The sequence below is a fragment of the Nocardia sp. NPDC087230 genome (assembly GCF_044744725.1).
Classification (GTDB): domain Bacteria; phylum Actinomycetota; class Actinomycetes; order Mycobacteriales; family Mycobacteriaceae; genus Nocardia; species Nocardia canadensis.
In genome coordinates, this window is the sequence record NZ_JBIUYV010000007.1 from 236,195 (window position 1) to 258,774 (window position 22,580).

Annotated in this window: 15 protein-coding genes; 9 read left to right on the top strand and 6 right to left on the bottom strand. The window is 70.2% G+C overall.

Annotated features, from left to right (window positions below; all coding sequences use genetic code 11):
• The first annotated feature begins 121 nt into the window (after positions 1 to 121).
• Positions 122 to 1,654, top strand: coding sequence for an APC family permease (locus ACIO52_RS24005; RefSeq protein WP_218719327.1), 1,533 nt, complete (start codon positions 122 to 124; stop codon positions 1,652 to 1,654).
• The gene (locus ACIO52_RS24010) at positions 1,651 to 2,385 is read left to right on the top strand and encodes a helix-turn-helix domain-containing protein (RefSeq protein ID WP_316575677.1); all 735 of its coding nucleotides are present in this window, start codon (positions 1,651 to 1,653) and stop codon (positions 2,383 to 2,385) included. Before ACIO52_RS24005 ends, ACIO52_RS24010 begins: the two co-directional genes overlap by 4 nt.
• Positions 2,386 to 2,432: 47 nt before the next feature.
• Here the strand turns inward: ACIO52_RS24010 and ACIO52_RS24015 are convergent, their stop codons facing one another.
• The 6 genes from ACIO52_RS24015 to ACIO52_RS24040 form a co-directional block, all read right to left on the bottom strand.
• Entirely contained in the window at positions 2,433 to 3,284 is an 852-nt protein-coding gene (locus ACIO52_RS24015) for a 3-hydroxybutyryl-CoA dehydrogenase (RefSeq protein WP_218719329.1), read from the bottom strand.
• Positions 3,285 to 3,450: 166 nt separating this feature from the next.
• Complete coding sequence (locus ACIO52_RS24020) at positions 3,451 to 4,944, bottom strand: APC family permease (protein WP_218719330.1); 1,494 nt, start codon at positions 4,942 to 4,944, stop codon at positions 3,451 to 3,453.
• A complete protein-coding gene (locus tag ACIO52_RS24025) occupies positions 4,944 to 6,023 on the bottom strand; it encodes a Glu/Leu/Phe/Val dehydrogenase dimerization domain-containing protein (protein ID WP_218719331.1) in 1,080 nt (359 codons plus the stop codon). The genes ACIO52_RS24020 and ACIO52_RS24025 overlap by 1 nt, the downstream gene beginning before the upstream one ends.
• 191 nt (positions 6,024 to 6,214) lie before the next feature.
• Positions 6,215 to 9,691 carry an indolepyruvate ferredoxin oxidoreductase family protein gene (locus ACIO52_RS24030; RefSeq protein ID WP_402646938.1) on the bottom strand — a complete coding sequence of 1,159 codons (3,477 nt, stop codon included), beginning with the start codon at positions 9,689 to 9,691 and terminating at the stop codon, positions 6,215 to 6,217.
• Between the two features lie 167 nt (positions 9,692 to 9,858).
• Positions 9,859 to 11,148 carry a wax ester/triacylglycerol synthase domain-containing protein gene (locus ACIO52_RS24035; protein ID WP_402646940.1) on the bottom strand — a complete coding sequence of 430 codons (1,290 nt, stop codon included), beginning with the start codon at positions 11,146 to 11,148 and terminating at the stop codon, positions 9,859 to 9,861.
• A 155-nt stretch (positions 11,149 to 11,303) separates the two neighbouring features.
• Positions 11,304 to 11,789, bottom strand: coding sequence for an Lrp/AsnC family transcriptional regulator (locus tag ACIO52_RS24040; RefSeq protein ID WP_218719333.1), 486 nt, complete (start codon positions 11,787 to 11,789; stop codon positions 11,304 to 11,306).
• Positions 11,790 to 11,852: 63 nt separating this feature from the next.
• On the opposite strand from ACIO52_RS24040, the gene ACIO52_RS24045 reads away from it, so the two are divergent.
• From ACIO52_RS24045 to ligA, 7 genes are all read left to right on the top strand, one after another.
• The gene (locus ACIO52_RS24045; RefSeq protein ID WP_402646944.1) at positions 11,853 to 13,508 is read left to right on the top strand and encodes an FAD-binding dehydrogenase; all 1,656 of its coding nucleotides are present in this window, start codon (positions 11,853 to 11,855) and stop codon (positions 13,506 to 13,508) included.
• A 420-nt stretch (positions 13,509 to 13,928) separates the two neighbouring features.
• Positions 13,929 to 15,773 carry an asparagine synthase (glutamine-hydrolyzing) gene (gene asnB / locus ACIO52_RS24050; protein WP_342800834.1) on the top strand — a complete coding sequence of 615 codons (1,845 nt, stop codon included), beginning with the start codon at positions 13,929 to 13,931 and terminating at the stop codon, positions 15,771 to 15,773.
• A 289-nt stretch (positions 15,774 to 16,062) separates the two neighbouring features.
• Positions 16,063 to 16,497 carry an ester cyclase gene (locus ACIO52_RS24055; RefSeq protein WP_218719336.1) on the top strand — a complete coding sequence of 145 codons (435 nt, stop codon included), beginning with the start codon at positions 16,063 to 16,065 and terminating at the stop codon, positions 16,495 to 16,497.
• A 210-nt stretch (positions 16,498 to 16,707) separates the two neighbouring features.
• The gene (locus tag ACIO52_RS24060; protein ID WP_218721920.1) at positions 16,708 to 17,934 is read left to right on the top strand and encodes a cysteine desulfurase family protein; all 1,227 of its coding nucleotides are present in this window, start codon (positions 16,708 to 16,710) and stop codon (positions 17,932 to 17,934) included.
• Positions 17,934 to 19,049: a tRNA 2-thiouridine(34) synthase MnmA gene (mnmA, locus tag ACIO52_RS24065; RefSeq protein WP_218721919.1), complete on the top strand. Its 1,116-nt coding sequence runs from the start codon at positions 17,934 to 17,936 to the stop codon at positions 19,047 to 19,049. The genes ACIO52_RS24060 and mnmA overlap by 1 nt, the downstream gene beginning before the upstream one ends.
• A gap of 261 nt (positions 19,050 to 19,310) precedes the next feature.
• Entirely contained in the window at positions 19,311 to 20,327 is a 1,017-nt protein-coding gene (locus ACIO52_RS24070; RefSeq protein ID WP_316576343.1) for a methionine synthase, read from the top strand.
• 147 nt (positions 20,328 to 20,474) lie between these two features.
• Entirely contained in the window at positions 20,475 to 22,571 is a 2,097-nt protein-coding gene (gene ligA / locus ACIO52_RS24075) for an NAD-dependent DNA ligase LigA (protein ID WP_402647003.1), read from the top strand.
• Positions 22,572 to 22,580: the final 9 nt, after the last annotated feature.

Genomic DNA, 22,580 nt, shown 5'->3' on the forward strand with positions numbered 1-22,580 from the left:
GCGGCGGCACTTTCTCGCTCGGTGTCCACCGACGGACTCACCACCGCAATATCGCCGAAACCCGCTCTGGTTAGGGTCGCCCGCACCGGCGAGCACGCGTCGCCGGCGTGGGAGGTGTGTGGTGACTGCTCTGGCCGACGCGGTCGCGAGGTCGTTCGCGGCGGGCGAACCCGAACGGCCCGCGGTGTCGCCGTTGCGCGCGCTGGGCCGCAGGCAGCTCTCGGGCGTCGCGCTGCTCGGTCAGTCGGTGGCCACGACCGCGCCCGCCGCCTCGATGGTGCTGCTGCCGGTGACCATGCTGACCCACGACGCGCTGCTGCCCGGGCTGGTCACGATCGTCGTCGCGACGGTGGTCGTCACCCTGATCGCGCACTGCCTGGCGCAGTTCACCCGGCGGCTGTCCGCGGCGGGCGGGCTCTACACCTTCGTCAGCCACGGCGCCGGGCCGCGGGCGGCGCTGACCTGCGGGGTCGGCATGCTCGTGAAGTATCTCGGCAGTGCCGCGCTGACGATGTATCACGGCTCGCAGACCGCGCTGGCGCTGGCCGCGCAGCTCGGAATCACTGTGCGCGGCTGGGGGATCGGCGCGGTCTACCTCGCCATCGCGGTGCTCGTCGGCGCCGTGCTGGTGCGGGGTGTCCGGTTCGCCGCGATCGCGATCCTGGCGGTCGAGGCGTGTTCGCTGAGCTTCATCATCGGTCTGATGCTGGTGTCGGGGCCCGCGGTGCCGATCACCCCGGTCGCGCCGAATGTGCCCGCGGTGCTGGCGATCGCGCTGTCGGCGCTGTTCGCCCTGGCGGGATTCGAGAGTGCCACCTTCTTCGCGCCGGAGACGCGGCGTCCGCTGGTGACGGTGACCCGCACCGTGCTGTGGACCCCGATCCTGTGCGGTGCCCTGTTCATCTTCGCGTCCTGGGCGGCCTGGTCGGGGCGCGCGGGGACGGTGGTCAACGCGTATCTGCACGGCACGGCGGGCGGAGCCGGCCTGCTCGTGGTGATCCTGCTGGACGCGGGACTCACGTGTTCGTGGCTCGGCTCGTCGATGGCGTCGTCGAATGCCGCCTCGCGGCTGGTCTATTCGATGAGCGTGGAGGGTGTGCTGCCGCGGGTGTTCGGCCGGGTGGGCGCGCGGCTGCGGACCCCGCACGTCGCGTTGATCGTCAGCACCGGCACGGTCGCGGCGGGCGGTCTGCTCTTCGTCGCGCTCGACGGGGTGCCCATGCCGGTGAAGACCGTCGTGCGGACCGCGCTGGCGCTGTCCTACATCCTGGTCGCGGTGGCGGCGGTGCGGTTTCTCGCCCGCATCGACGAGCTGAGCCACCTGGATCGCTACGCGGGCGGGACCGCGAGCTCCGTCCTCGCCGTCGTCCTCGGGTATCTGACGGTTTCCGACGCGCGGCACGGTGTCCTGATCGCGCCCGTGATGGTCGTCGCCGTGTTGCTCGCGGGCGCGCTCTGGTACCGCTATCTCCGGCGGGCGCATCCCGAAAGCCTCCGCGCCATCGGGGTTTTCGACAGCCCCGAGTCGGCCGACGTCTTACCGGGCGCCGGGGTGTTCGCCGTCAACGCCCGCGGCGCGATCGCCCTGGTCGGGGTGCGGCGAAGCGGGGGGAATCAGGCCGGGCGGCGGCGGTTCGGCCCCGGCGAACGATGACCGCGACGACCCGCCGCGACGGCCCGACCGGACACGAGCCGCGCGCCGTCCAGAAGGCCCTGGCCCTGCTGGAAGCGGTGGCGCGGCTGGGCTCGGGCGCCACCGCGAAGGAGATCGCCGCGCAGACCGGGATCGCCCCGGCGACGGCCTATCGGCTGCTGAATCTGCTCGTCGCCGACGGCTACCTGGTGCGCATCGAGGACCTGTCCGGCTTCGCGCTCGGCCGCCGCACTCGCGAATTGGCCGGTGCCGCACCCGAACCCGCGACCGATCACCGTCAGGTACTCGAGGATGTGCGTGCCCAGGTGCGCTTCGGCATCCATCTCGCCGCGTTCACCGGCCACCGGATCCGGATGATCGACAAGGATCCCGATCACGAGCTGAGCGGGGAGAAGATTCTCGTCCGCCATCCGCATGCCTCGGCCATCGGCAAGGTGCTGATGGCACAGCACCCCGAGCTCGCCGAGGGCCCACTGCGCCGGGTGACGACCTTCACGATCACCTCCCCGGCCGAACTCGCCGCCGAATTGCGGCGGGTCAGCGCGCGCGCCGTCGCCACCGAGGTGAACGAATGTCGCGTCGGCCGCAGCGCCGTCGCGGTGCCGGTGCGCGCGACCGACGGCACCGTCGCGGGCGCGCTGGCGGCCATCGGCACGACCGGCCGGCTACCGGTGCACGACCGCGATCTCATCGACCTGCTGGCCGCCTCGGCCCTGCGGGTGAGTTTCTGAGGGGAAGACCCCGCGGGAGCCGCGCAGCCGGCTCCCGCGGGACGCGATCACTTCGCGTAGTCGTAGAACCCGCGGCCGGACTTGCGGCCGAGGCGGCCCGCGTCGACCATCCGGCGCAGCAGCGCGGGCGGAGCCAGGTGCGGCTCGGCGAACTCGGCGTAGAGCGACTCCGAGGCGGCCAGGGCGATGTCGAGGCCGACGGTGTCGAGCAGGGTCAGCGGACCCATCGGGTAGCCGCAGCCGCCCTTCATGGCCGCGTCGATGTCCTCGGCGGTGGCGTAGCCGGACTCGAGCATCCGGATCGCCGAGCACAGGTAGGGGATGAGCAGCGCGTTGACGATGAAGCCGGAGCGGTCACCGGCCTGCACGGTCATCTTGCCCAGGGTGTTCTTGGCGTAGTCGGTGACGGCCGCGGCCGCCTCCGGCGCGGTCACCAGGGTCGAGATGATCTCGACCAGCGGCATCACCGGCACCGGGTTGAAGAAGTGCACGCCGACCACGCGCTCGGGACGCTCGGTGGCGCCGGCCACCTTGATCACCGGGATCGAGGAGGTGTTGGTGGCGAGGATGCCCTCGGGCTTGACGATCTTGTCGAGCTTGCCGAAGATCTCGTACTTGACCGACTCGATCTCCGGCGCGGCCTCGATCACCAGGTCACGGTCGGCGAACTCGTCGATGTCCAGGGTGACCCGCACGCGCGCGATCGCCGCGTCGGCCTCCTCCTGGGTGATCTTGCCGCGGGACACGCCCCGGCTGATCGAGCTCGCGATCCGCTGCTCGGCCGCCTCGGCGAACTCCGGCTTGGTCTCGAGCACGAGCACCGAGCTGCCTGCCTTGGCACACACCTCCGCGATGCCGGCACCCATGGTGCCGCCACCGATCACTCCGATCAACTCCACTGCAGAACTCCCAACATCGCATTGCCCTGGCTGTCCCGGGGATTATTTCACCCGAGCTGGCACTGAGTGCCACAGGCTGTCGAAAGCGCTGGCCACCGGGGGCACGGACGCCCACCGGGCCGCCACCGCCTCGATGGTCGAGCGGTGGCGGCCCAGCGGGTTTCGGCTATCGGACGGGCGTCAGCTCCGGCTCGGCCGGCTCCCGTCGCCCGCGACCGAGGACCGAGTGCCGACGGCCGTAGGCGAAGTAGACGACGACACCGAGGGCCATCCAGATCACGAAGCGCAGCCAGGTCTCGATCGAGAGGTTCACCATCAACCACACGCACGCCAGCGCGCCGAGGACGGGCACCACCGGAACGAACGGGACGCGGAAGCCACGCGGCAGATCGGGGCGGGTCCGGCGCAGCACCAGCACACCGACCGACACCAGCACGAAGGCCACCAGGGTGCCGATATTGACCATTTCCTCGAGCGTGCCGAAGTCGACGAACCCGGCCAGCAGCGCGCAGACCACGCCCACGATCACGGTCAACCGGACCGGCGTGCCCTTCTTCCCGGTCTGGGCCAGGCCGCGGGGCAGCAGCCCGTCGCGGGCCATGGCGAACAGCACCCGGGTCTGGCCCAGGAACATCACCATGACCACCGTCGACAGACCGGCCAGCGCGCCGATCGCGATGATGTTCTTCACCCAGGTGGCACCGTGGATGGCGAAGGCCGTCGCGAGGGTGGCGTTGCCGTCGGCCAGCGCGGTGTAGGGGACCATGCCGGTGAGGATCAGCGAGACCGCGATGTAGAGCACGGTCACGATGGCCAGTGAGCCCAGGATGCCGCGCGGGATGTCGCGCTGCGGGTTGCGGGTCTCCTCGGCGGTGGTGGCGACCACGTCGAAGCCGATGAAGGCGAAGAACACCAGGCTGGCCGCGGCGAGCAGGCCGTACCAGCCGTAGCTGGTGCCGCCGGAGCCGGTGAGGAAGGCGAACAGCGACTGCCGCAGGCCCTCGGCCTTCTCCGACGGTGCCGACGGCGGGATGTAGGGGGTCAGATTCGACGGCGTGAAGTAGGTCGCGCCGACCACCAGGACCAGCGCGATCACGCCCAGCTTGATCGCCACGGCGATGGCCGACACCCGCGAGGACAGCTTGGTCCCGGTGGCCAGCAGCACGCCGACCACCGCGATGATCAGCACCGCGCCCCAATCGAAGTGCAGCGAGCCGATCTGCACCACCGGCGCCGACGACCCGAGCACATTGCCCAGATACTGCGACCATCCCTTGGCGACCACCGCGACCGCGAGTGCGAACTCCAGGATCAGATCCCAGCCGATGATCCAGGCGATGACCTCACCGAAGGTCGCGTAGGCGAAGGTGTACGCGCTGCCGGCGACCGGCACGGTCGAGGCGAACTCGGCGTAACACAGGGCCGTCAGGCCGCAGGCGACCGCCGCGAAGACGAAGGCGAGCGAGACCGCGGGTCCCGCCACCGTGCCCGCGGTGCGCGCGGTGAGGGTGAAGATGCCCGCGCCGATCACCACCGCGACACCGAAGATCGTCAGGTCCTTGGCCGTGAGATCCTTGCGCAGCTTGGACTCCGGATCGTCGGTGTCCCGGATCGACTGCTCGACCGATTTGGTGCGGAACAAGCCGCTCGTGCCGGTCATCAGAGCGACCGGGGGATGGCGTCGAGCCGGCGTTCGGCGAACCGGTTGGCGGCGGCGCCGGTCCCGATCCCTGCCGACAGCGCGGCGGCGATGATCTCGCGGCAGCGCGGGTAGATGTCGGCGACCTCGGCCTCGACCTCGGCCGGAGCGGCGCCGCGCAGTTCACCCGCGACCTGGATGAGGCCGCCGCCGTTGGCGACGAAGTCGGGCACCCAGGTGATGCCGCGGTCGCTCAGCGCCTGCTCCACCTCGGGGGTCGCGAGCTGGTTGTTGGCCGCGCCGCAGATCAGCTTGGCCTCGATCGTCGGTGCGCTCGCCGCGGTGAGCGTGGCGCCCATCGCGCACGGGGCGTAGACGTCGACCGGGGCGGTGGCCACCGTGGACAGCAGCCGCACGGCGGGCTGTTCGTCGGCGATGCGCCGCAGGGCCGCCTCGTTCACATCCGTGACGCAGACCTCGGCGCCGTCGGCCAGCAGCAAAGCGGTGAGCTCGCGGCCGACCTTGCCGACGCCTTCCACGCCGACCGTGCGACCGGCCAGTGTCGGTGCGCCCCACACGGATTCGGCCCCGGCGCGCATCGCGTGAAAGACACCGAGGGCGGTCAGCCTGGCGCTGTCGCCGCTGCCGCCCGCGGCGACGCTGCGGCCGGTGACGTAGCGGGTGTGCCTGCCGATGACATCCAGGTCATCGGTGTCGGTGCCGACATCGCCCGCGGTGATGTAGCGCCCGCCGAGGGTCTCGACGAAGCGGGCGTAGGCCGCCAGCAGTTCTTCGCTCTTGGCGGTCGCCGGATCGCCGATGATCACCGCCTTGCCGCCGCCGAGGTCGACCCCGGCCGCGGCGGCCTTGTAGGTCATGCCCCACGACAGCCGCAGCACGTCCTGCAGCGCCGCGGACTCGTCGGCGTACGGGTAGAAGCGGGTGCCGCCCAGGGCCGGGCCGAGCGCGGTCGAGTGGATGGCGATGATCGCCTTCAGTCCGGACCTGTCGTCCTCGCAGAACACCACCTGCTCGTGGGCGCGGGCGCTCAACTCGTGCGATCGGCCGAAGACTCCCGCTTCGGTGTGCACAACGGTCACTGTCGATTCCTTTCGGTGGCCGCGCACCACGGGTCGTGCCGGGGTGCGACGGTGTTGTGGTGCCGCGGGTGTGCGGCGGTGGGGCGCACCACGGGGGTCGTGGTGCGGTGGCGCACGACGGTGGGATCGTCACCGCCGGTGCGCGACGGGTGTCGCGGAGCTCCGCAGTGGGCGCGCCGCAGGGTGTTTCGTCAGTACTCGATGCCGAGCTCGCGCAGTCTGTCGCGGTACAGCTCGACATTGGCGAGCTTGATGTCCTCGTAGCCGCGCACCACGTCGGGCAGCGCGGCGGCCGCGGTGGCGGTGTCGTAGTTCTCCGGGCGCAGCTCGGCCGCCAGCCGCCGCACCATGTCGGTGTAGTGGGCCAGCAGTTCCCGCTCGACCTTGCGGACGTGGGCATAGCCGAAGGGGTCGAGCTTGGTGCCGCGCAGGAACTTGCCCTTGGCCAGTACCTTCAGCGCCACATGCGATTTCGGCGCCAGCCCGATCTTCTTGCGCCTGCCCAGGGCCCGCAGTACCGGCGGATGCAGCCGGTAGGTGAGCTTCTCGCCGCCGGGGACCTGGGCCCCTACCTCGTCGAGGAATGCCGGATCGACCAGCAGCCGGGCCACCTCGTACTCGTCCTTGTAGGCGGTGAACTTGTAGAGCCCGCGTGCCACGGCCTCGCTGAAGTCGGTGCGGTCGGTGACCTTCCGCTCCGCCGCCCAGGCGATGTCGACGGTCTCGATGTAGCGTCGGGCCACCTCGGCGTTCTGGTAGCCGATCAGGTTCGCCGCCCGCAGCTCCAGGAGCCGCCGCACCTCGCCGTCGAAGTCGGTGTGCGCCAGCAGTTCCACCGGCACCCGCGGGGGAGTGTGTCGCGGCTGCCCCTCATCGACAGCCGCGGCGAACGCGGCCGGATCGGCGACGGCGACCCGCCCCCATCGGAACGCCGCGATATTGGCATCCACCGCGACCCCGTTGATCCCGATGGACTCCTCGATCGCCGCCACCGGCAGCCGCAGCCCACCGGACTGCACGGCCGCGCCGACGATCAGGAAGTTGGCCGCCGCGGTGTTGCCGAACAGGGTCTGCGCCGCCGCGAGGGCGTCGAGATGGTGCGTCGAACGCGATACCGCCGCGAGCCGATCCAGCAGCGTCTCGGTGGCGGGGTAGGCCACCGACTTGTCGTAGACCATGTCGCCGGTGGGGGTCTGGCTCGTCGAGGCCACGGCCACGGTCCGGGCCGCGTCGCCGTACTGCAGATACCGCGATTCGGTGGCGGTGAGCAGGTCGACGGCGAGCAGGCAGTCCGCGCTGCCCGGGGTCAGCCGGTTGGCCGGCTCCAGCTCCGCACCCGAGAACCGCAGGTGTGAGACCACCGGACCGGCCTTCTGGCTCATCCCGATCTGGTCCAGGCTCTCCACCTCGTAGCCGGCGCGCAGGGCAGCGGTGGCCAAGACCTGATTCACCGTCACGATGCCGGTGCCGCCGATGCCGGCGATCAGCACGTTCTGGGTGCGTTGTGGCGTGCCGAGGCCGGGGTCGGCGACGGTGGGCGGTGCGGTGGACTTGCGGCGCTTGGCCTTTCGGGGCTTGTCGGGCACCGTCTCCACCGTGACGAACGACGGGCAGTCGCCGTCGAGGCAGCTGTAGTCGGTGTTGCACGAGGTCTGATCGATGCGGGTCTTGCGGCCGAACTCGGTCTCGACCGGCTGCACGGACAGACAGTTCGACTTGGTGCCGCAGTCGCCGCAGCCTTCGCAGACCGCCTCGTTGATCACCACCCGGGTGTTGCGCACCGGCAGCGCGCCGCGCTTGCGCTGCCTGCGCGCGTCGGCGGCGCAGTGCTGGTCGTAGATCAGCACGGTGACGCCCTCGATCTCGCGCAGCCTCCGCTGGGCCTCGTCGAGCCGGTCGCGGTGCCACAGCAGCGTGCCTTTGGCGAGCGAGCGCTTCCGGTGCCGCCGAGGTTCGTCGGCGCAGATGATGATCTGCCGCACGCCCTCGGTGGTGAGCTTGTGTGTCAGCTGCGCGACGGTGAGCACGCCCTCCACGTCCTGGGCGCCCGTCATCGCGACGACCTCGTTCCAGAGCAGCTTGTAGGTGATGTTCACCCCGGCCGCGACACACGCCTGCACGGCCAGCTGCCCGGAGTGGAAGAAGGTGCCGTCGCCGATGTTCTGGAACAGGTGCGGCACATCGGTGAACGGCGCCTGGCCGATCCACTGACTGCCCTCCCCGCCCATCTGGGTCAGCCCGGTGACCGCGCTGTCGGCGCGTCCGGACATGGTCACCAGGGTGTGGCAGCCGATGCCGCCGCCGCCGATCGAGCCCTCCGGCAGCGCGGTGGACCGGTTGTGCGGGCAGCCGCTGCAGAAGTATGGCGTGCGCTTGGCGGACAGGACCTCCAGCGGAAGTGCCGGGGGCGCTGCCCTTTTCAGCTCCACCCGGCCGCGAAGGACCCGGCGCAGCGGGGCGAGCAGCCGACCGGCGGTGAGTTCGCCGTCGACCGGCATCAGGCGCGCGCCGCGCTCGTCGTGCTTGCCGAGGACGCGGGGTGCGTCCTGGGTGCCGTAGAGGATGTCGCGGATCTGGGTCTCGATGAACGCGGTCTTGTCCTCGACCACCACGAGCTCGTCGAGGCCGCGGGCGAACTCGGTCACCGCGGCCGCGCCGACGGGGTACGGCATGCCGATGCGCAGCAGCCGGATACCGGCCCGATGCATGGCCGCCTCGTCGACGCCCAGGTCGAGCAGCGCCTGGCGGACCGCGTCGAAGGTGGTCCCGGTGGCCGCGATGCCCAGCTTCGCCCCGGCCGGATCCACCTCGACCACGTCGAGGGCGTTGGCCGCCGAGTACGCCTGCACCATCGCCCAGCGCGGACCGTAGAGGTCCGCCTCGGCGAGCACGCTGTCGGCGGGCGCCGCCATCGGCCGCTGCCGGTAGCCGAACGGCTTGCCCTCCCACTGCACCTCGGGCACGGTGACGGCGAGATCGGCCACGCTCGCGTCGACGGTCCAGGCGCCGTCGGCCACGTCGGCGACGATCTTCAACGCCACCACGCAGCCCGAGGCCCGCGACAGCGCGATGCCTCGCATCCCCAGAGTGATGATCTCCTCGGCATTGCGCGGGAACAGCACCGGCACGCCCAGCGCGGCCAGCGAGCGTTCGCTCACCGCGGGCACGGTCGACGACTTCGACGCCGGATCGTCGCCCACCAGCAGCAGTACGCCACCCCGCGCGTTCACCCCGTACATGTTGGCGTGGCGGATCGCGTCGGTGGCGCGGTCGACGCCGGGCCCCTTGCCGTACCAGACGCCGACCACGCCGTCATGGGTCGCTGTGCCGGCGGGCAGCTCGGCCTGACTGCCCCAGACCGCGGTGGCGGCCAGTTCCTCGTTGAACCCGGGGACGAAGGTGATGTCGTGCTCGGCACGCACCTCCGGCATCCCGAGCAGCATCTTGTCCACCCCGCCCAGCGGACTGCCCTGATAGCCCGAGACGAAGGTCGCCACCCGGCGCCCGGCGCGCAGATCGCGCACATGCTGTTCCACGAGCAGCCGCGCGATGGCCTGGACGCCGGTGAGCAGCACCGGCCCGGCTCCGGAGCGATAACGATCGGCGAGGTCGTAGGGCGCGGCAGGCTCGGCCTGCGGCCGGGCGGTCGGACAGACGACGGTGGTCATGGACGCCTCACTGCAACGAAGGAACTTGCTATCGGTGCCGCGAAATCTGCCGTGGGTGGGTGATGGGTGTCAACAGTCAGTCGAAAAGTTGATCAGTCTGCTCAAAAGTGATCTACGCCACTGGGGTGGGGGTGTCAATCTGCTCGAGCGGGGAGACCTTGGTCACATCACGTCTGGTCCGTCTCGCCCGAGTCGCGCCCCACCCGCAGTACGGCGTCGAATCCCGCCGCGACGCAGTCGCGCAGCGCCGGGAGATCGGGAACGGCCGCGGTGTCGGCGTTGATGCCGACACCGCAGATCCCGGTATTCGTGGTGAGCGTGATGTTGAACGACGCGCCGAGCGTCGGGCTGAACGCGTACAGGCGATCGATGCGCGCCCCGGCGAGAAACTGCGGCACCGGGGAACCCGGGACATCCGAGGCGACGAAGTCGATGTGTTCCAGCATGCTCGAGATCAACCGGATCGGGACCCGGTTGAGGACAGCGGCGGCCGCGCCCGAGTAGTGGACGCCCGGCTCGTTCCGCTGGGCGGAAACCGCTGTGTCCACCGCGAGCATCAGGTCGGTGGCATCGGCGATGTCCGCCGGGACCACGAAGCGGGCGAGGCTGATCCGATTGCCGCCGAGGGGATCGTCCGTGGCGCGCAGGCTGATCGGCATGGTCACCCGCAGCCGGTCGACGGTCGCGCCGTGCTGGTCGTGGTAGCGGCGCAGGCCGAGGAGGACCGCGGTCAGGAAGGCGTCGTTGATCGTGCACCCAGCGGTGTGCGCGCTGCGCCGCAACTGCTCGGCGGGAAGATCGAGCACCGCGAGCCTGCGTCCGGTGCTGCGTTCGGTCATGACCGGTGACAGGGTCGAGAGGACCGGTTTGACCAGGCGAGCGAGGGAGGTCACCGCCGTGGCGGCGCCCCGCACGGATCGCACGCGGTGGGCTGGGCCGGAACGCGTGGCGCCGGCCGCCGGTCCGGTGTCCGAGCGGTGCCCGGCTGCCTCGCCATCGCACATCGCGGACAGCATGCGCATACCGCCGACGCCGTCGGTGAGGGTGTGGTGGACCGTCAGCACCAGTGCGGCGGTGCCGTCATCGGGTCCCTGTATCAGCTGCGCTCGCCACAGCGGACGGGCGCGATCGAAGACCGCCATCGCCTCCGCGCGAGCGAACTCGAGCGCCACGGAGGCATCCACCGGGCGGTGAGTTCGCACCTCTCGCAGGTGCCACGACAGGTCGAAGGCCTGGTCCGGTACCCAGTGCGGCGGACGCAGGCCGAGGCGTTCGCCGACCAGCTTGCTCCGGAATTCCGGCACCGCCCGGGTCGCGCGCTCGACCGCGCCGACCAGCCGATCCCAGCCGGGTGCGGAATCGAGGATCAGCACCGCGACGATCGTCGGCCGCAGGATCGGGTTCTGCTGCAGCCGCCACGTGAGGAAATCGGTCTCGGAGAGTCGGGACCCGCGCATGGGTGCCTTCTGTCGTCGGTTGGTGCTGTCACCTCCAGCATCGTCGTCGGCCGATCGCCCCGGCCAGGGCCGCAGGTCCCGCAGGCCGAGGTCTTCCGTCGCCGTCGCGGCACCGGTCGGCGACGGCCAGTCGTCGAAGTGGCGACCCGACTCCGCTACGGCTGATTCGGCCGGTGGGTCAGATGGTCGACCAGCGGCAGGCTCCGGTAGCCGATCGGGGTGGCCAGCGCGAGCATGGTCTCGGTGTGGTTGACCCCGTCGATGGCGTGTACCCGCTGGATGATCTCCAGCAGGTCCTGCTGTGACCGCGCCGCGATGCGAACCAGCAGATCCGCCCGTCCGGTGGTGGCGTGCACCTCGAGCACGTGCGGGAAACCGCGCAACGTCTCGATGATCGGGTCCATCTTGTTCTGATCGAGTTCGACCCCGAGGAACGCGTGCACGGCGAAGCCGATCGCCTGCACGTCGATGTCCGGCGGATAGCCCCGCACCGCGCCCGAGGATTCGAGCCGCTTCATCCGCGCCTGCACCGTATTGCGGGCGATTCCGAGCCGCTGGGCCAGCTCGAGGATCGGCGCCCGTGGGTCCGCGGCCAGTTCGGCCAGCAACGCGGCATCGAGTGCGTCGAACTTGATGGTCATGCCGCATTCTGGCACGGCGGAAGTGTCTCTTCCCCGGGCCGGGACGCGGAGTTACCGTTGATGATGGCCGAATCTGCTGACGTCATCGTCGTCGGAGCCGGACTCGCCGGATTGGTCGCCGCGGCGGAGCTGGTCGACGCGGGCAAGCGGGTGCTCATCGTCGAGCAGGAGAACGCCGGCAATGTCGGCGGACAGGCGTTCTGGTCCTTCGGCGGGCTGTTCCTGGTGAACAGCCCGGAGCAGCGCCGGGTCGGCATCACGGACTCCTATGACCTGGCATGGCAGGACTGGCTGGGCAATGCCGGATTCGATCGTGCGCGTGAGGACCACTGGCCGCGCAGGTGGGCGCAGGCCTATGTCGAATTCGCGGCCGGGGAAATGCGCGGCTGGCTGTCCCAACGCGGCTGGAAGTCGTTTCCGATCGTCGCCTGGGCCGAGCGGGGTGGCTACGGCGCCTACGGGCCGGGCAACTCGGTGCCGCGTTTCCACATCACCTGGGGCACCGGGCCGCGGATCGTCGAGATCATCGCGTCGCGGGTTCGCGACGGCGTCGATCGGGGGCTGGTGACCTTCGCGTTCCGCCATCAGGTCGACGAACTGGTCGTCACCGACGGCGCGGTGACGGGTGTGCGTGGCACCGTGCTCGAGCCCTCGGACACGGCGCGTGGTGTCGCGTCATCCCGGAAACCGGTGGGGGAGTTCGAGTTCGGTGCGCAGGCGGTGATCGTCAGCTCCGGCGGCATCGGGCACAACCCGGAGCTGATCCGCCGGAATTGGCCGGCGAGTGCGGGTCGCGCGCCCGAGCACATGCTGGCGGGGGTGCCCGCGCACGTGGACGGGCGGATGCTCGAGATCTCGGAGCGCGCCGGTGCGAGCGTGATCAACCGCGACCGGATGTGGCACTACACCGAGGGCGTCATCGACTACGACCCCGTGTGGCCCAACCACGGCATCCGCATCGCCCCCGGTCCGTCCTCGCTCTGGCTGGACGCCACCGGCACGCGGCTGCCGCCTCCGCTGTTCCCCGGCTTCGACACGCTCGGCTCGATGCGGTACATCAACCGCACCGGCTTCGACTACACCTGGCTGGTGCTGGATCAGCGGATCATCGAGAAGGAATTCGCGCTGTCCGGGCAGGAACAGAACCCGGACCTGACCGGCCGCAACATTCGGCTGCTGCTGGAGCGGGTGAAGAAGGGCGCGCCGGGCCCGGTCGAGGCGTTCAAGCGCAAGGGCGCCGACTTCATCGTCGAGAACGAACTGGACGATCTGGTGCGCCGGATGAACGAACTTGCCGGTGACGATGTGCTCGACGTGGCGAGTGTGCGGCGTGAGGTGACCTCGCGTGACCGCGAGCTCGACAATCCCTTCGGCAAGGATCTGCAGATCGCGGCGATCCGCGCGGCGCGCGCCTACCGTCCCGACAAGCTCATCCGGGTAGCCGCACCGCACAAGCTGCTCGACCACGAGGCGGGCCCGCTGATCGCCGTCCGCCTGCATCTGCTCACCCGGAAAACGCTGGGCGGCATCGAAACCGACTTGTCATCCCAGGTCCAGCGACCGGACGGGACGGCGGTCGAGGGCCTGTACGCGGCGGGTGAGGTCGCGGGATTCGGCGGTGGCGGGGTGCACGGGTATCGCGCGCTGGAGGGCACGTTCCTGGGCGGCTGTCTCTTCTCCGGACGGGCGGCGGGCCGCGCGGTCGCGGGCCGGGTCTGAGGCGGCCCCGCGGATCGGCGCAATAGTGTCGCGCACCAGAGTTCCGCTCTCGTCGGGTGATTCCCTGAATGGTGTCGAGTCGAGCGCCTTGACGCACGAAGGTCGAGCGCATATTTTGGGCTGCGGGCTTTGAGGCGAGGGGGAAAGAAAACTGGAGTCCGCGCTCGTCGTCTGAGCTGAGTCGGGCATTCTCTTGGGTTCCGGTCATTGCGCGGCCGTGCCCCGTGTGCGTTCGATGGGGGTGTGTGGCGGCGGGCTCGGCGAATTCGATAGGTGGCGTAGCTAACCATGTCGGCCCCGTGTCGAGGGCGCGATCCGGTTGGTGGCCAACCGGTTTCGTCCCGGCGGTGACCTGCCGGGCGCCCCTGCGCACGCGCGTCGCCGCATTCGCTCGGTCATATTCTCGGAGGTTGAAAACAAATGTGTGGAATTGTCGGATGGGTCGACTTCTCGAGAGATCTCGAGACGCAACGATCGATTGTTCGGCGAATGACGGAGACGATGCTCCTGCGCGGACCGGATGCCGGCGGGGAATGGATTTCCCGGCACGCCGCACTCGGGCATCGTCGATTGTCGGTCATTGATATCGAGGGCGGTGTCCAGCCGATGGTCCGCGATGACGTCGTGTTGACCTACAGCGGCGAGATCTACAATTTCCGGGAATTGCGGCAAGAATTGGAAGGCGCGGGTCACCGGTTCACGACCAAGAGCGACACCGAGGTGGTGCTGCGCGCCTATCTCGCGTGGGGCATCGCCTGCGTCGAGCGCTTCAACGGCATGTTCGGGTTCGCGATCTGGGACGAGCGCAGCCAGGAGTTGTTCCTCGTGCGGGACCGGGTGGGCGTCAAACCCGTCTACTACTACCCGACCCCCGACGGGATCCTGTTCGGCTCCGAGCCCAAGGCCATCCTGGCCAACCCGGCGGCCGAGCGAAAGGTCGATGTCGACGGTTTCGCCAGTTTCCTTGTGTTGCAGGCGAATATGTCGGGCCAGACGCCGTTCGCCGGTCTGCTGGAATTGCAGCCCGGCGAATACCTGCGGGTCGGCAGAGCGGGAATCGAGCGGCATCGCTACTACCGGTTGACGGCCCGCCCGCACGAGGACGATCTCGACACCACCGTGGAGACGGTGCGCGCGTTGCTGGCCGACATCGTGGAGCGGCAGCTGGTGTCCGACGTGCCGATCGGCACGCTGCTGTCGGGCGGCATCGACTCGAGTCTGCTGACCGCGCTGGCGACTCGATCCAACACCGCGGCCGATGTGGTGCGGTCGTTCTCCATCGATTTCGTCGGGCACGCCGACTTCTTCGAGACCTCCGCCGACATCCTGCGCGCGACCGAGGACGCGCCCTTCATCCGCGAGGTGGTCGACTACGTCGGCTGCAAGCACGAGGGCATCGACGTGGCGACCGCCGCGCTCTGTGACCCCGACGTCCGGCGCCGGGTGCTGCGGGCCTGGGATCTGCCCAACCACCTGGGCGACATGGACGTCTCGCTGTACCTGCTGTTCCAGGCGGTGCGGGAGCGCTGCACGGTGGCGATCTCCGGGGAAGGCGCCGACGAGGTGTTCGGTGGGTACCCGTGGCTGCACGACGAGAAGGTCCTCGACGTGCCGATCTATCCGTGGATGGCGTTCCAGCTGTTGCAGGGGACCCCGTCGACGTTCAGCCTGTTCGACGGCGGCGTGCTGGCGCGTACCGGCCTGTTCGAGCGCATCGGCGGGATGTACGCGCAGGGCATCGCCGAGGCGCCCCGCCTCGACAGCGAATCACCCCAGGACGCGCGGATGCGGGCGGCCAACTATCTCGACCTCACCCGATTCATGCGGCCGCTGCTCGACCGCAAGGACCGCATGAGCATGGCGGTCGGGCTCGAGGTCCGCGTCCCGTTCTGCGACCACCGCCTGATCGACTACCTGTTCAACGTGCCGTGGTCGATGAAACAGCGCCCGGGCGAGAGCAAATGGCTGCTGCGCGCCGCCGCCGGTGATCTGCTGCCGGACGCGGTGCGCAACCGCCCGAAGTCGGTCTTCCCGGCGACCCTGGACACCGGCTACGACGACATGCTGCGCAAGGGCCTGAACGAGGTGCTGACCGGCGCCGACGAGCCGATCCGGGAGTTCCTGAACGTCGACGCGGCCACGGCGATCGTCGACGGCACCGACACCGCGGGCAGCGGCTCGTGGGCCCGCCTTCGGACCGAGACGATTCTGCGCGCCAACGCCTGGATCAAGGAGTACGACGTCGATATGAGTGCGCTGACCTGACGGCGGTGCGCCGGGGAGTCGCGCTCTCCGGCGCCCCTTACCTCGCGGAGAAAAAGGGCGCACAATGATTCCGTACACCGGCTTCAAGGTTGCGACCGACGGGTAGCCGAATCTCTGCCGGGCTGGACTCCGGCGGGCATCGTGCCGGCAGTGTCTTCGTATCGGGTAGTGACGATTGGCTTCGCCGTCGGCATCGCGCACACCCCACTGAACGCCGGGCGCGGCGAACGCTGCCTGTAGCGACTGCGAGCCTTCGCCGGTTCGGCGTAACTACTGGATAGGACACGCCATGTCAGAGCAGAACAAGGCTGCCGCCAAGCGCATCTTCGACGCGTGGAACTCGCGCGACCTCGACGTTTTCGACGAGGTCATCGCGCCCGACTGCATCAACCACGATCCACAGAACCCCTTCGCCGAACTCCATGGACCCGACGGCCTGAAACGACTCGCGCAGATGTATCTCGCCGCGTTCTCGGATCAGCGTTTCCTGGTCAACGAACAGATCGCCGAGGGCGACTTCGTGACCACCCGATGGACCGGGACGGGAACCAACGACGGCGAGATGATGGGCATGCACGCCACTGGGAAATCGGCGGTCGTGCAAGGCATCACGGTCAATCGCTTCCAGGACGGCAAGATCATCGAGAGCTGGGCCTGCTGGGACACGCTCGGCATGTTGCAGCAACTCGGCGTCGTCCAGGCCGCCCACTCCGCGACAACCTGACCGCCCCACCGTCGCCGCTCGCGCGGAGGCCGCCACTGCCTCCGCGCGTCGTACTCGCAGCCCTGCTGACCGGGCCCTTCGTCGCCGATGCGGGAATACCGAGAGGCGACGCACGCGTTGAGGATCCTGGGTAAATCGTCGAAAAATCGTAGAGAGCAGGGGTGGACCCCGAAGATGCCCAGGTCAGCGGTGGTATAGGCTTTGTCGGTCATGAAGTCGGCTTACACGGGTCCGGTCAACGGTGCGCCCAAGACGGTCTACCTCGACCACGCGGCCACCACTCCGATGCTGTCGGCCGCCGTCGAGGCGATGACGGCCGCGCTGACGACGGTGGGTAATGCCTCGTCGCTGCACGGATCGGGCCGGGCCGCGCGGCGGGCGCTGGAGGAGGCGCGCGAGTCGATCGCGGCCGAGCTCGGTGCCCGGCCGTCCGAGGTGATCTTCACCTCCGGGGGGACCGAGAGCGACAATCTGGCCCTCAAGGGCATCTTCTGGGGGCGCAGGGCGGGCGATCCGCGGCGCACCAGGATCGTCACCAGCTCCGTCGAGCATCACGCGGTCCTCGACGCGGTCGAGTGGCTGGAGAAGCACGAGGGCGCGCGGGTCAGCTGGCTGCCCGTGGACGCCGAGGGCGTGGTGTCGCCGCAGGCGCTGCGCGAGGTGCTCGCCGAGTACGCCGACGAGGTCGCGCTGGTCAGCGTCATGTGGGCCAACAACGAGGTCGGCACGATCCAGCCGATCACCGAATTGGCAGCTGTCGCCGAGGAATTCGGCGTCCCGATGCACAGCGACGCGATCCAGGCGGTGGCCCAGATCCCCGTCGATTTCGGCGCGAGCGGCCTGGCCGCGCTCAGTGTCGCCGGACACAAGGTCGGTGGCCCGCACGGCATCGGCGTGCTGCTGCTCGGCAGGCAGGTGCCCTGTGTGCCACTGGTCCACGGCGGTGGCCACGAACGCGACCTGCGCTCGGGCACCTCCGACGTGGCCGCGGCGGTCGGCTTGGCCGCGGCGCTGCGCGACGCGGTGGGTGAGCTGCCCGCCCGCGCCGAGCACCTGCGCGCGCTGCGCGAACAGCTGATCGCGGGCGTGCGGGACGTGGCGCCCGAGGCGGTCCTCAACGGACCGGCCGGCGAGCGCCGCCTGCCCGGCAACGCCCACTTCACCTTCCCCGGCTGCGAGGGCGACTCGCTGCTCATGCTGCTCGACGCCGCCGGCGTCGAATGCTCCACCGGGTCGGCCTGCAACGCGGGCGTGGCCTCACCCAGTCACGTGCTGATCGCGATGGGCGTCGAGCCCTGGCAGGCCCGCAGTTCGCTGCGGTTCTCGCTCGGTCACACCTCGACCGGGGCCGATATCGAGACATTGTTGACCGTTCTGCCGCAGGTCATCGAACGGGCCAGAGCCGCGGGCCTGGCCGGCGCTAGAGGAGGTGCCTGATGCGAGTACTCGCCGCGATGAGTGGTGGCGTCGATTCGGCGGTGGCCGCGGCGCGGGCCGTCGACGCCGGCCACGAGGTGGTCGGGGTGCACCTGGCGTTGTCCGCGACGCCGGGCACGCTGCGCACCGGATCGCGCGGTTGCTGCTCCAAGGAGGACGCCGGTGACGCGCGTCGCGCCGCCGACGTGCTCGGCATCCCGTTCTACGTCTGGGACTTCGCCGACCGCTTCAAAGAGGACGTGATCGACGACTTCGTCGCCGCCTACGCCGCGGGCGAGACCCCCAACCCGTGCCTGCGCTGCAACGAGAAGATCAAGTTCTCCGCCCTGGCCGACCGCGCGCAGGCGCTGGGCTTCGACGCCGTGGTCACCGGGCACTACGCCCGGCTCGACGACGGCGTGCTGCGCCGCGCGGTCGACGCCGACAAGGACCAGTCCTACGTGCTCGCGGTCCTCACCGCCGAACAGCTGTCGCGCGCGATGTTCCCGGTCGGGGACACCCCGAAGCCGCGGATCCGCGAGGAAGCCGCCGAGCGCGGCCTGGCCGTGGCCGACAAGCCCGACAGCCACGACATCTGTTTCATCCCCTCCGGCGACACCCGCGCCTTCCTCGGCGCCAAGATCGGCATCCGGCCGGGCGCGCTCGTCGACTCCGACGGCACCGTCCTGGGCGAGCACGAAGGCGTGCACGGCTTCACCGTCGGCCAGCGCAAGGGCCTGGGCCTGACCCACACCGCCGCCGACGGCAAGCCCCGCTACGTCACCGGCATCGATCCCGATTCCGGCACGGTCAGGGTGGGGTCGGTGGCGGACCTCCAGGTGGACGTCGTCACCGCCGATCGCGCCGTCTGGACTTCCGGCGTGCGGCCGGACGCGCCGGTCGAGTGCGTCGTGCAGGTGCGTGCGCACGGTGGCACCGCGCCCGCCGTCGTCACCCCCGAGGGCGACGGTTTCGTCGCCCGCCTGCGTGAACCGCTCACCGGTGTCGCCAAGGGCCAGGCGATCGTGCTGTATCTGCCCGATGCCGAAGGCGGGGACACCGTGGTCGGCAGCGGCACCATCAACGGCACCGACCGTGCCGGTGTCGCGGCGGACGCGGCCGACGCTTCGGTCTGATCGCCGCGTGCCGCGCCGGGACGCGGTCGTCTCGGTGAGTAGGGGTCCTCGGGGCCGACAGCCGTCGTCGCGGTGGCGCGGGGCAGGATGGTGACCGGCGGTCCGTGCGTCGCACGAATCGGTGCGGTGCGGTCCGTGGCGCGTGATGTTCGCACCGGCTCGGTGGCGACGGCGTTCGATGAATCGAAAGGTGTTGAGCGCGTGACATTGTGGCGCAGCGAGAACTCGCAGGAGACCGCCGCACCGGAGCCGGTCGTCCCGCTGTCCGGCGGCACCGCCACAGCCATCGGCTCGTGGCCCGGCACCGATCCGCGCGAAGCGGCCGCGACGATCATCGGCGAACTCCCCGATCTCCCGCACCTGGTCGAGCTGCCCGATCGCGGGGTCGGCGCCGACATGATCGGCCGGGTCTCGGCACTGCTCGTCGACCTGCGCTTCGATTCCACCACCCGCGGCTATCGCCTGGCCGCCCGTCCAGGCGCGGTGTCGCGCCGCGCCAGGGATCTGCTGCACGAAGATCTCGACGCCATCGAAGAGGCATGGGAGACAGCGGGTCTGGTCGGCGCGGGCCGCGTGGTGAAGATCCAGTCGGCGGGCCCGCTCACCCTCGCCGCCGAGGTCGAGCTGCCCGGCGGGCACCGCATCCTCACCGATTCCGGTGCGGTGCGTGATCTATCGGAGTCGCTTGCCGAAGGGCTGGCCCGGCACGCCGCCGAGGTCGCCCGCAGGCTCGGGGCCCAGGTGGTCGTCCAGCTCGACGAGCCCCGGCTCACCACGGTGCTCGACGGCTCCCTGCGGGGCCCCAGCATCCTCAACACCATCCGCGCCCTGCCCGAACCCGAGGCGCTGCACATCCTCGATACGGTGATCGCCGCGCAGTCCGCGCCGGTGCTGGTGCACACCTGCGCCGCCCGGCCCGCTCTCACCACGCTGGGCCGCACCGCCGCCGCCGCGATCTCCTTCGACGCGGCCACGATCACCACGACCGATCTCGACGCCCTCGGCGAGATCCTCGACTCCGGCAAGAAGATCGCCCTGGGCCTGACCCCGACCACGGCCCCGGCGGCGCCACCCACCTGGCGCACTATCGCCGAACCCGGCGTCCGCTTGATCGACCGGCTCGGTTTCGCGCGGCGGGTGCTGGCCGAGCAGATCCTGGTCACCCCCGCGTGCGGCCTGGCCGGCGCACCGCTGCCCTGGGCTCGCACGGCCCTCACCCTCACCGGTGAGGTCGCCCGCGCCTTCGCCGAGGAACCGGAGTCGATCTCGCTCGACTGAGTCGCGGGCCGGCACGCGCGGGGATCGCGTGTCCGTCTGCCGGTGAGCGCCCCGGAATGAGCCCGCGACGTGCGGGAACGATGGCCGGAAGTGTCGGTGGGCTCGACTACTCTTCGACGGGTGAGTGACAGCGACAGCGTGGTTTCCGTGGGCGCCGAGCCGGTGGGCGCGACCCCCGAGCAGCGGGTGCAGTGGCAGCGGCTGGCGGACGAAGTGCGTGAGCACCAGTTCCGCTACTACGTGCGTGACGCGCCGATCATCTCCGACGGTGAGTTCGATACCCTGCTGCGGCAGTTGCAGGAACTCGAGGACGCGCATCCCGATCTGCGCACGCCCGATTCGCCGACCCAGCTCGTGGGCGGCGGTTTCGCCACCGAGTTCACCGCGGTCGACCATCTCGAACGGATGCTCTCGCTCGACAACGTCTTCGACTACGACGAACTGCGCGCCTGGGCGAGCCGGGTGGAAGCCGAGACCGGGCCCGGCCTGCACTACCTGTGCGAGGTCAAGATCGACGGCGTCGCGCTGAACCTGGTGTACGAGAACGGCAGACTGGTGCGCGGCGCGACCCGCGGCGACGGCCGCACCGGCGAGGACGTCACCCTCAACGCGCGCACCATCGAGGACATCCCCGCCGAACTCACCCCCAGCGCGGACTTCCCGATCCCGGAGCTGCTGGAGGTGCGCGGCGAGGTCTATTTCCGGCTCGCGGATTTCGAGACCCTCAACGCCCAGATCGTCGCCGAAGGCAAACCGCCGTACGCGAACCCGCGCAACACCGCCGCCGGCTCACTGCGCCAGAAGAACCCGGCGATCACCGCGCAGCGCAGGCTGCGGATGATCTGTCACGGCTTCGGCCGCATCGAGGGCTACCGGCCCGCGTCCCAGCACGAGGCCTATCGGGCGCTGGCGGCCTGGGGTCTGCCGGTCTCCGAGCACACCCGCCTGGTCGAGGGCATCGACGCGGTCATCGAGCGGGTCGCCTACTGGGGCGAGCACCGCCACGACATCGAACACGAGATCGACGGCCAGGTGATCAAGATCGACGAGACGGCGTTGCAGCGCCGCCTCGGCTCCACCTCCCGCGCCCCGCGCTGGGCCATCGCCTACAAGTACCCGCCCGAAGAGGCCACGACCACGCTGCTCGACATCGAGGTCAACGTCGGGCGCACCGGCCGGGTCACCCCGTTCGCGGTGATGGCCCCGGTCTCCATCGCCGGCTCGACCGTCGCCATGGCCACCCTGCACAACGCCTCCGAGGTGAAGCGCAAGGGCGTGCTGATCGGCGACACCGTCACCATCCGCAAGGCCGGCGATGTGATCCCCGAGGTCCTCGGCCCGGTCGTCGACGCCCGCACCGGCGACGAACGCGAGTTCGTGATGCCGACCCACTGCCCGGCCTGCGGCACCGAACTCGCTCCGGCCAAGGAGGGCGACGCCGACATCCGCTGCCCCAATCAGCGGCACTGCCCGGCTCAGCTGCGCGAACGCGTCTTCCACCTGGCCGGCCGCGGCGCCTTCGACATCGAAGCCCTCGGCTACGAGGCCGCCAACGCGCTGCTCACCTCGGGCGCCATCACCGACGAGGGCGATGTGTTCACCCTCGACGAGCAGGCCCTGCTCGGGGTTCCGCTGTTCACCAAACAGGACGGGACGCTGTCCGCCAACGGCGCGCGCCTGCTGGAGAATCTGAACGGGGCCAAGGACACGCCGCTGTGGCGAGTACTGGTCGCACTGTCGATCCGGCACGTCGGCCCGACCGCGGCCCGCGCGCTGGCCGCCGAATTCGGGAGCCTGGACCGCATCGAAACGGCGACCGGGGAGGAACTCGCGGCCACCGACGGTGTCGGCCCGACCATCGCGGCCGCCGTCGTCGAATGGTTCACCGTCGACTGGCACCGCGCCATCGTCGACAAGTGGCGTGCGGCCGGCGTACGGATGGAAGACGAACGCGACGATTCCATCGAGCGCACTCTCGACGGCCTGTCCATCGTCGTCACCGGCTCACTGCAAACCTTCACCCGCGACGGCGCCAAGGAGGCGATCCTGCTGCGCGGCGGTAAGGCGGCGGGCTCGGTCTCGAAGAAGACCGCGTTCGTGGTGATCGGCGAGGCGCCCGGCTCGAAGGCGGCCAAGGCCGAGGAACTCGGCGTCCCCATCCTCGACGAGGACGGCTTCCGGCTCCTGCTCGAGTTCGGACCCGCCGCGGTCACCCCCGCGCCGGAGCTCACCGAGGACGAGTAGCCGCCGGCT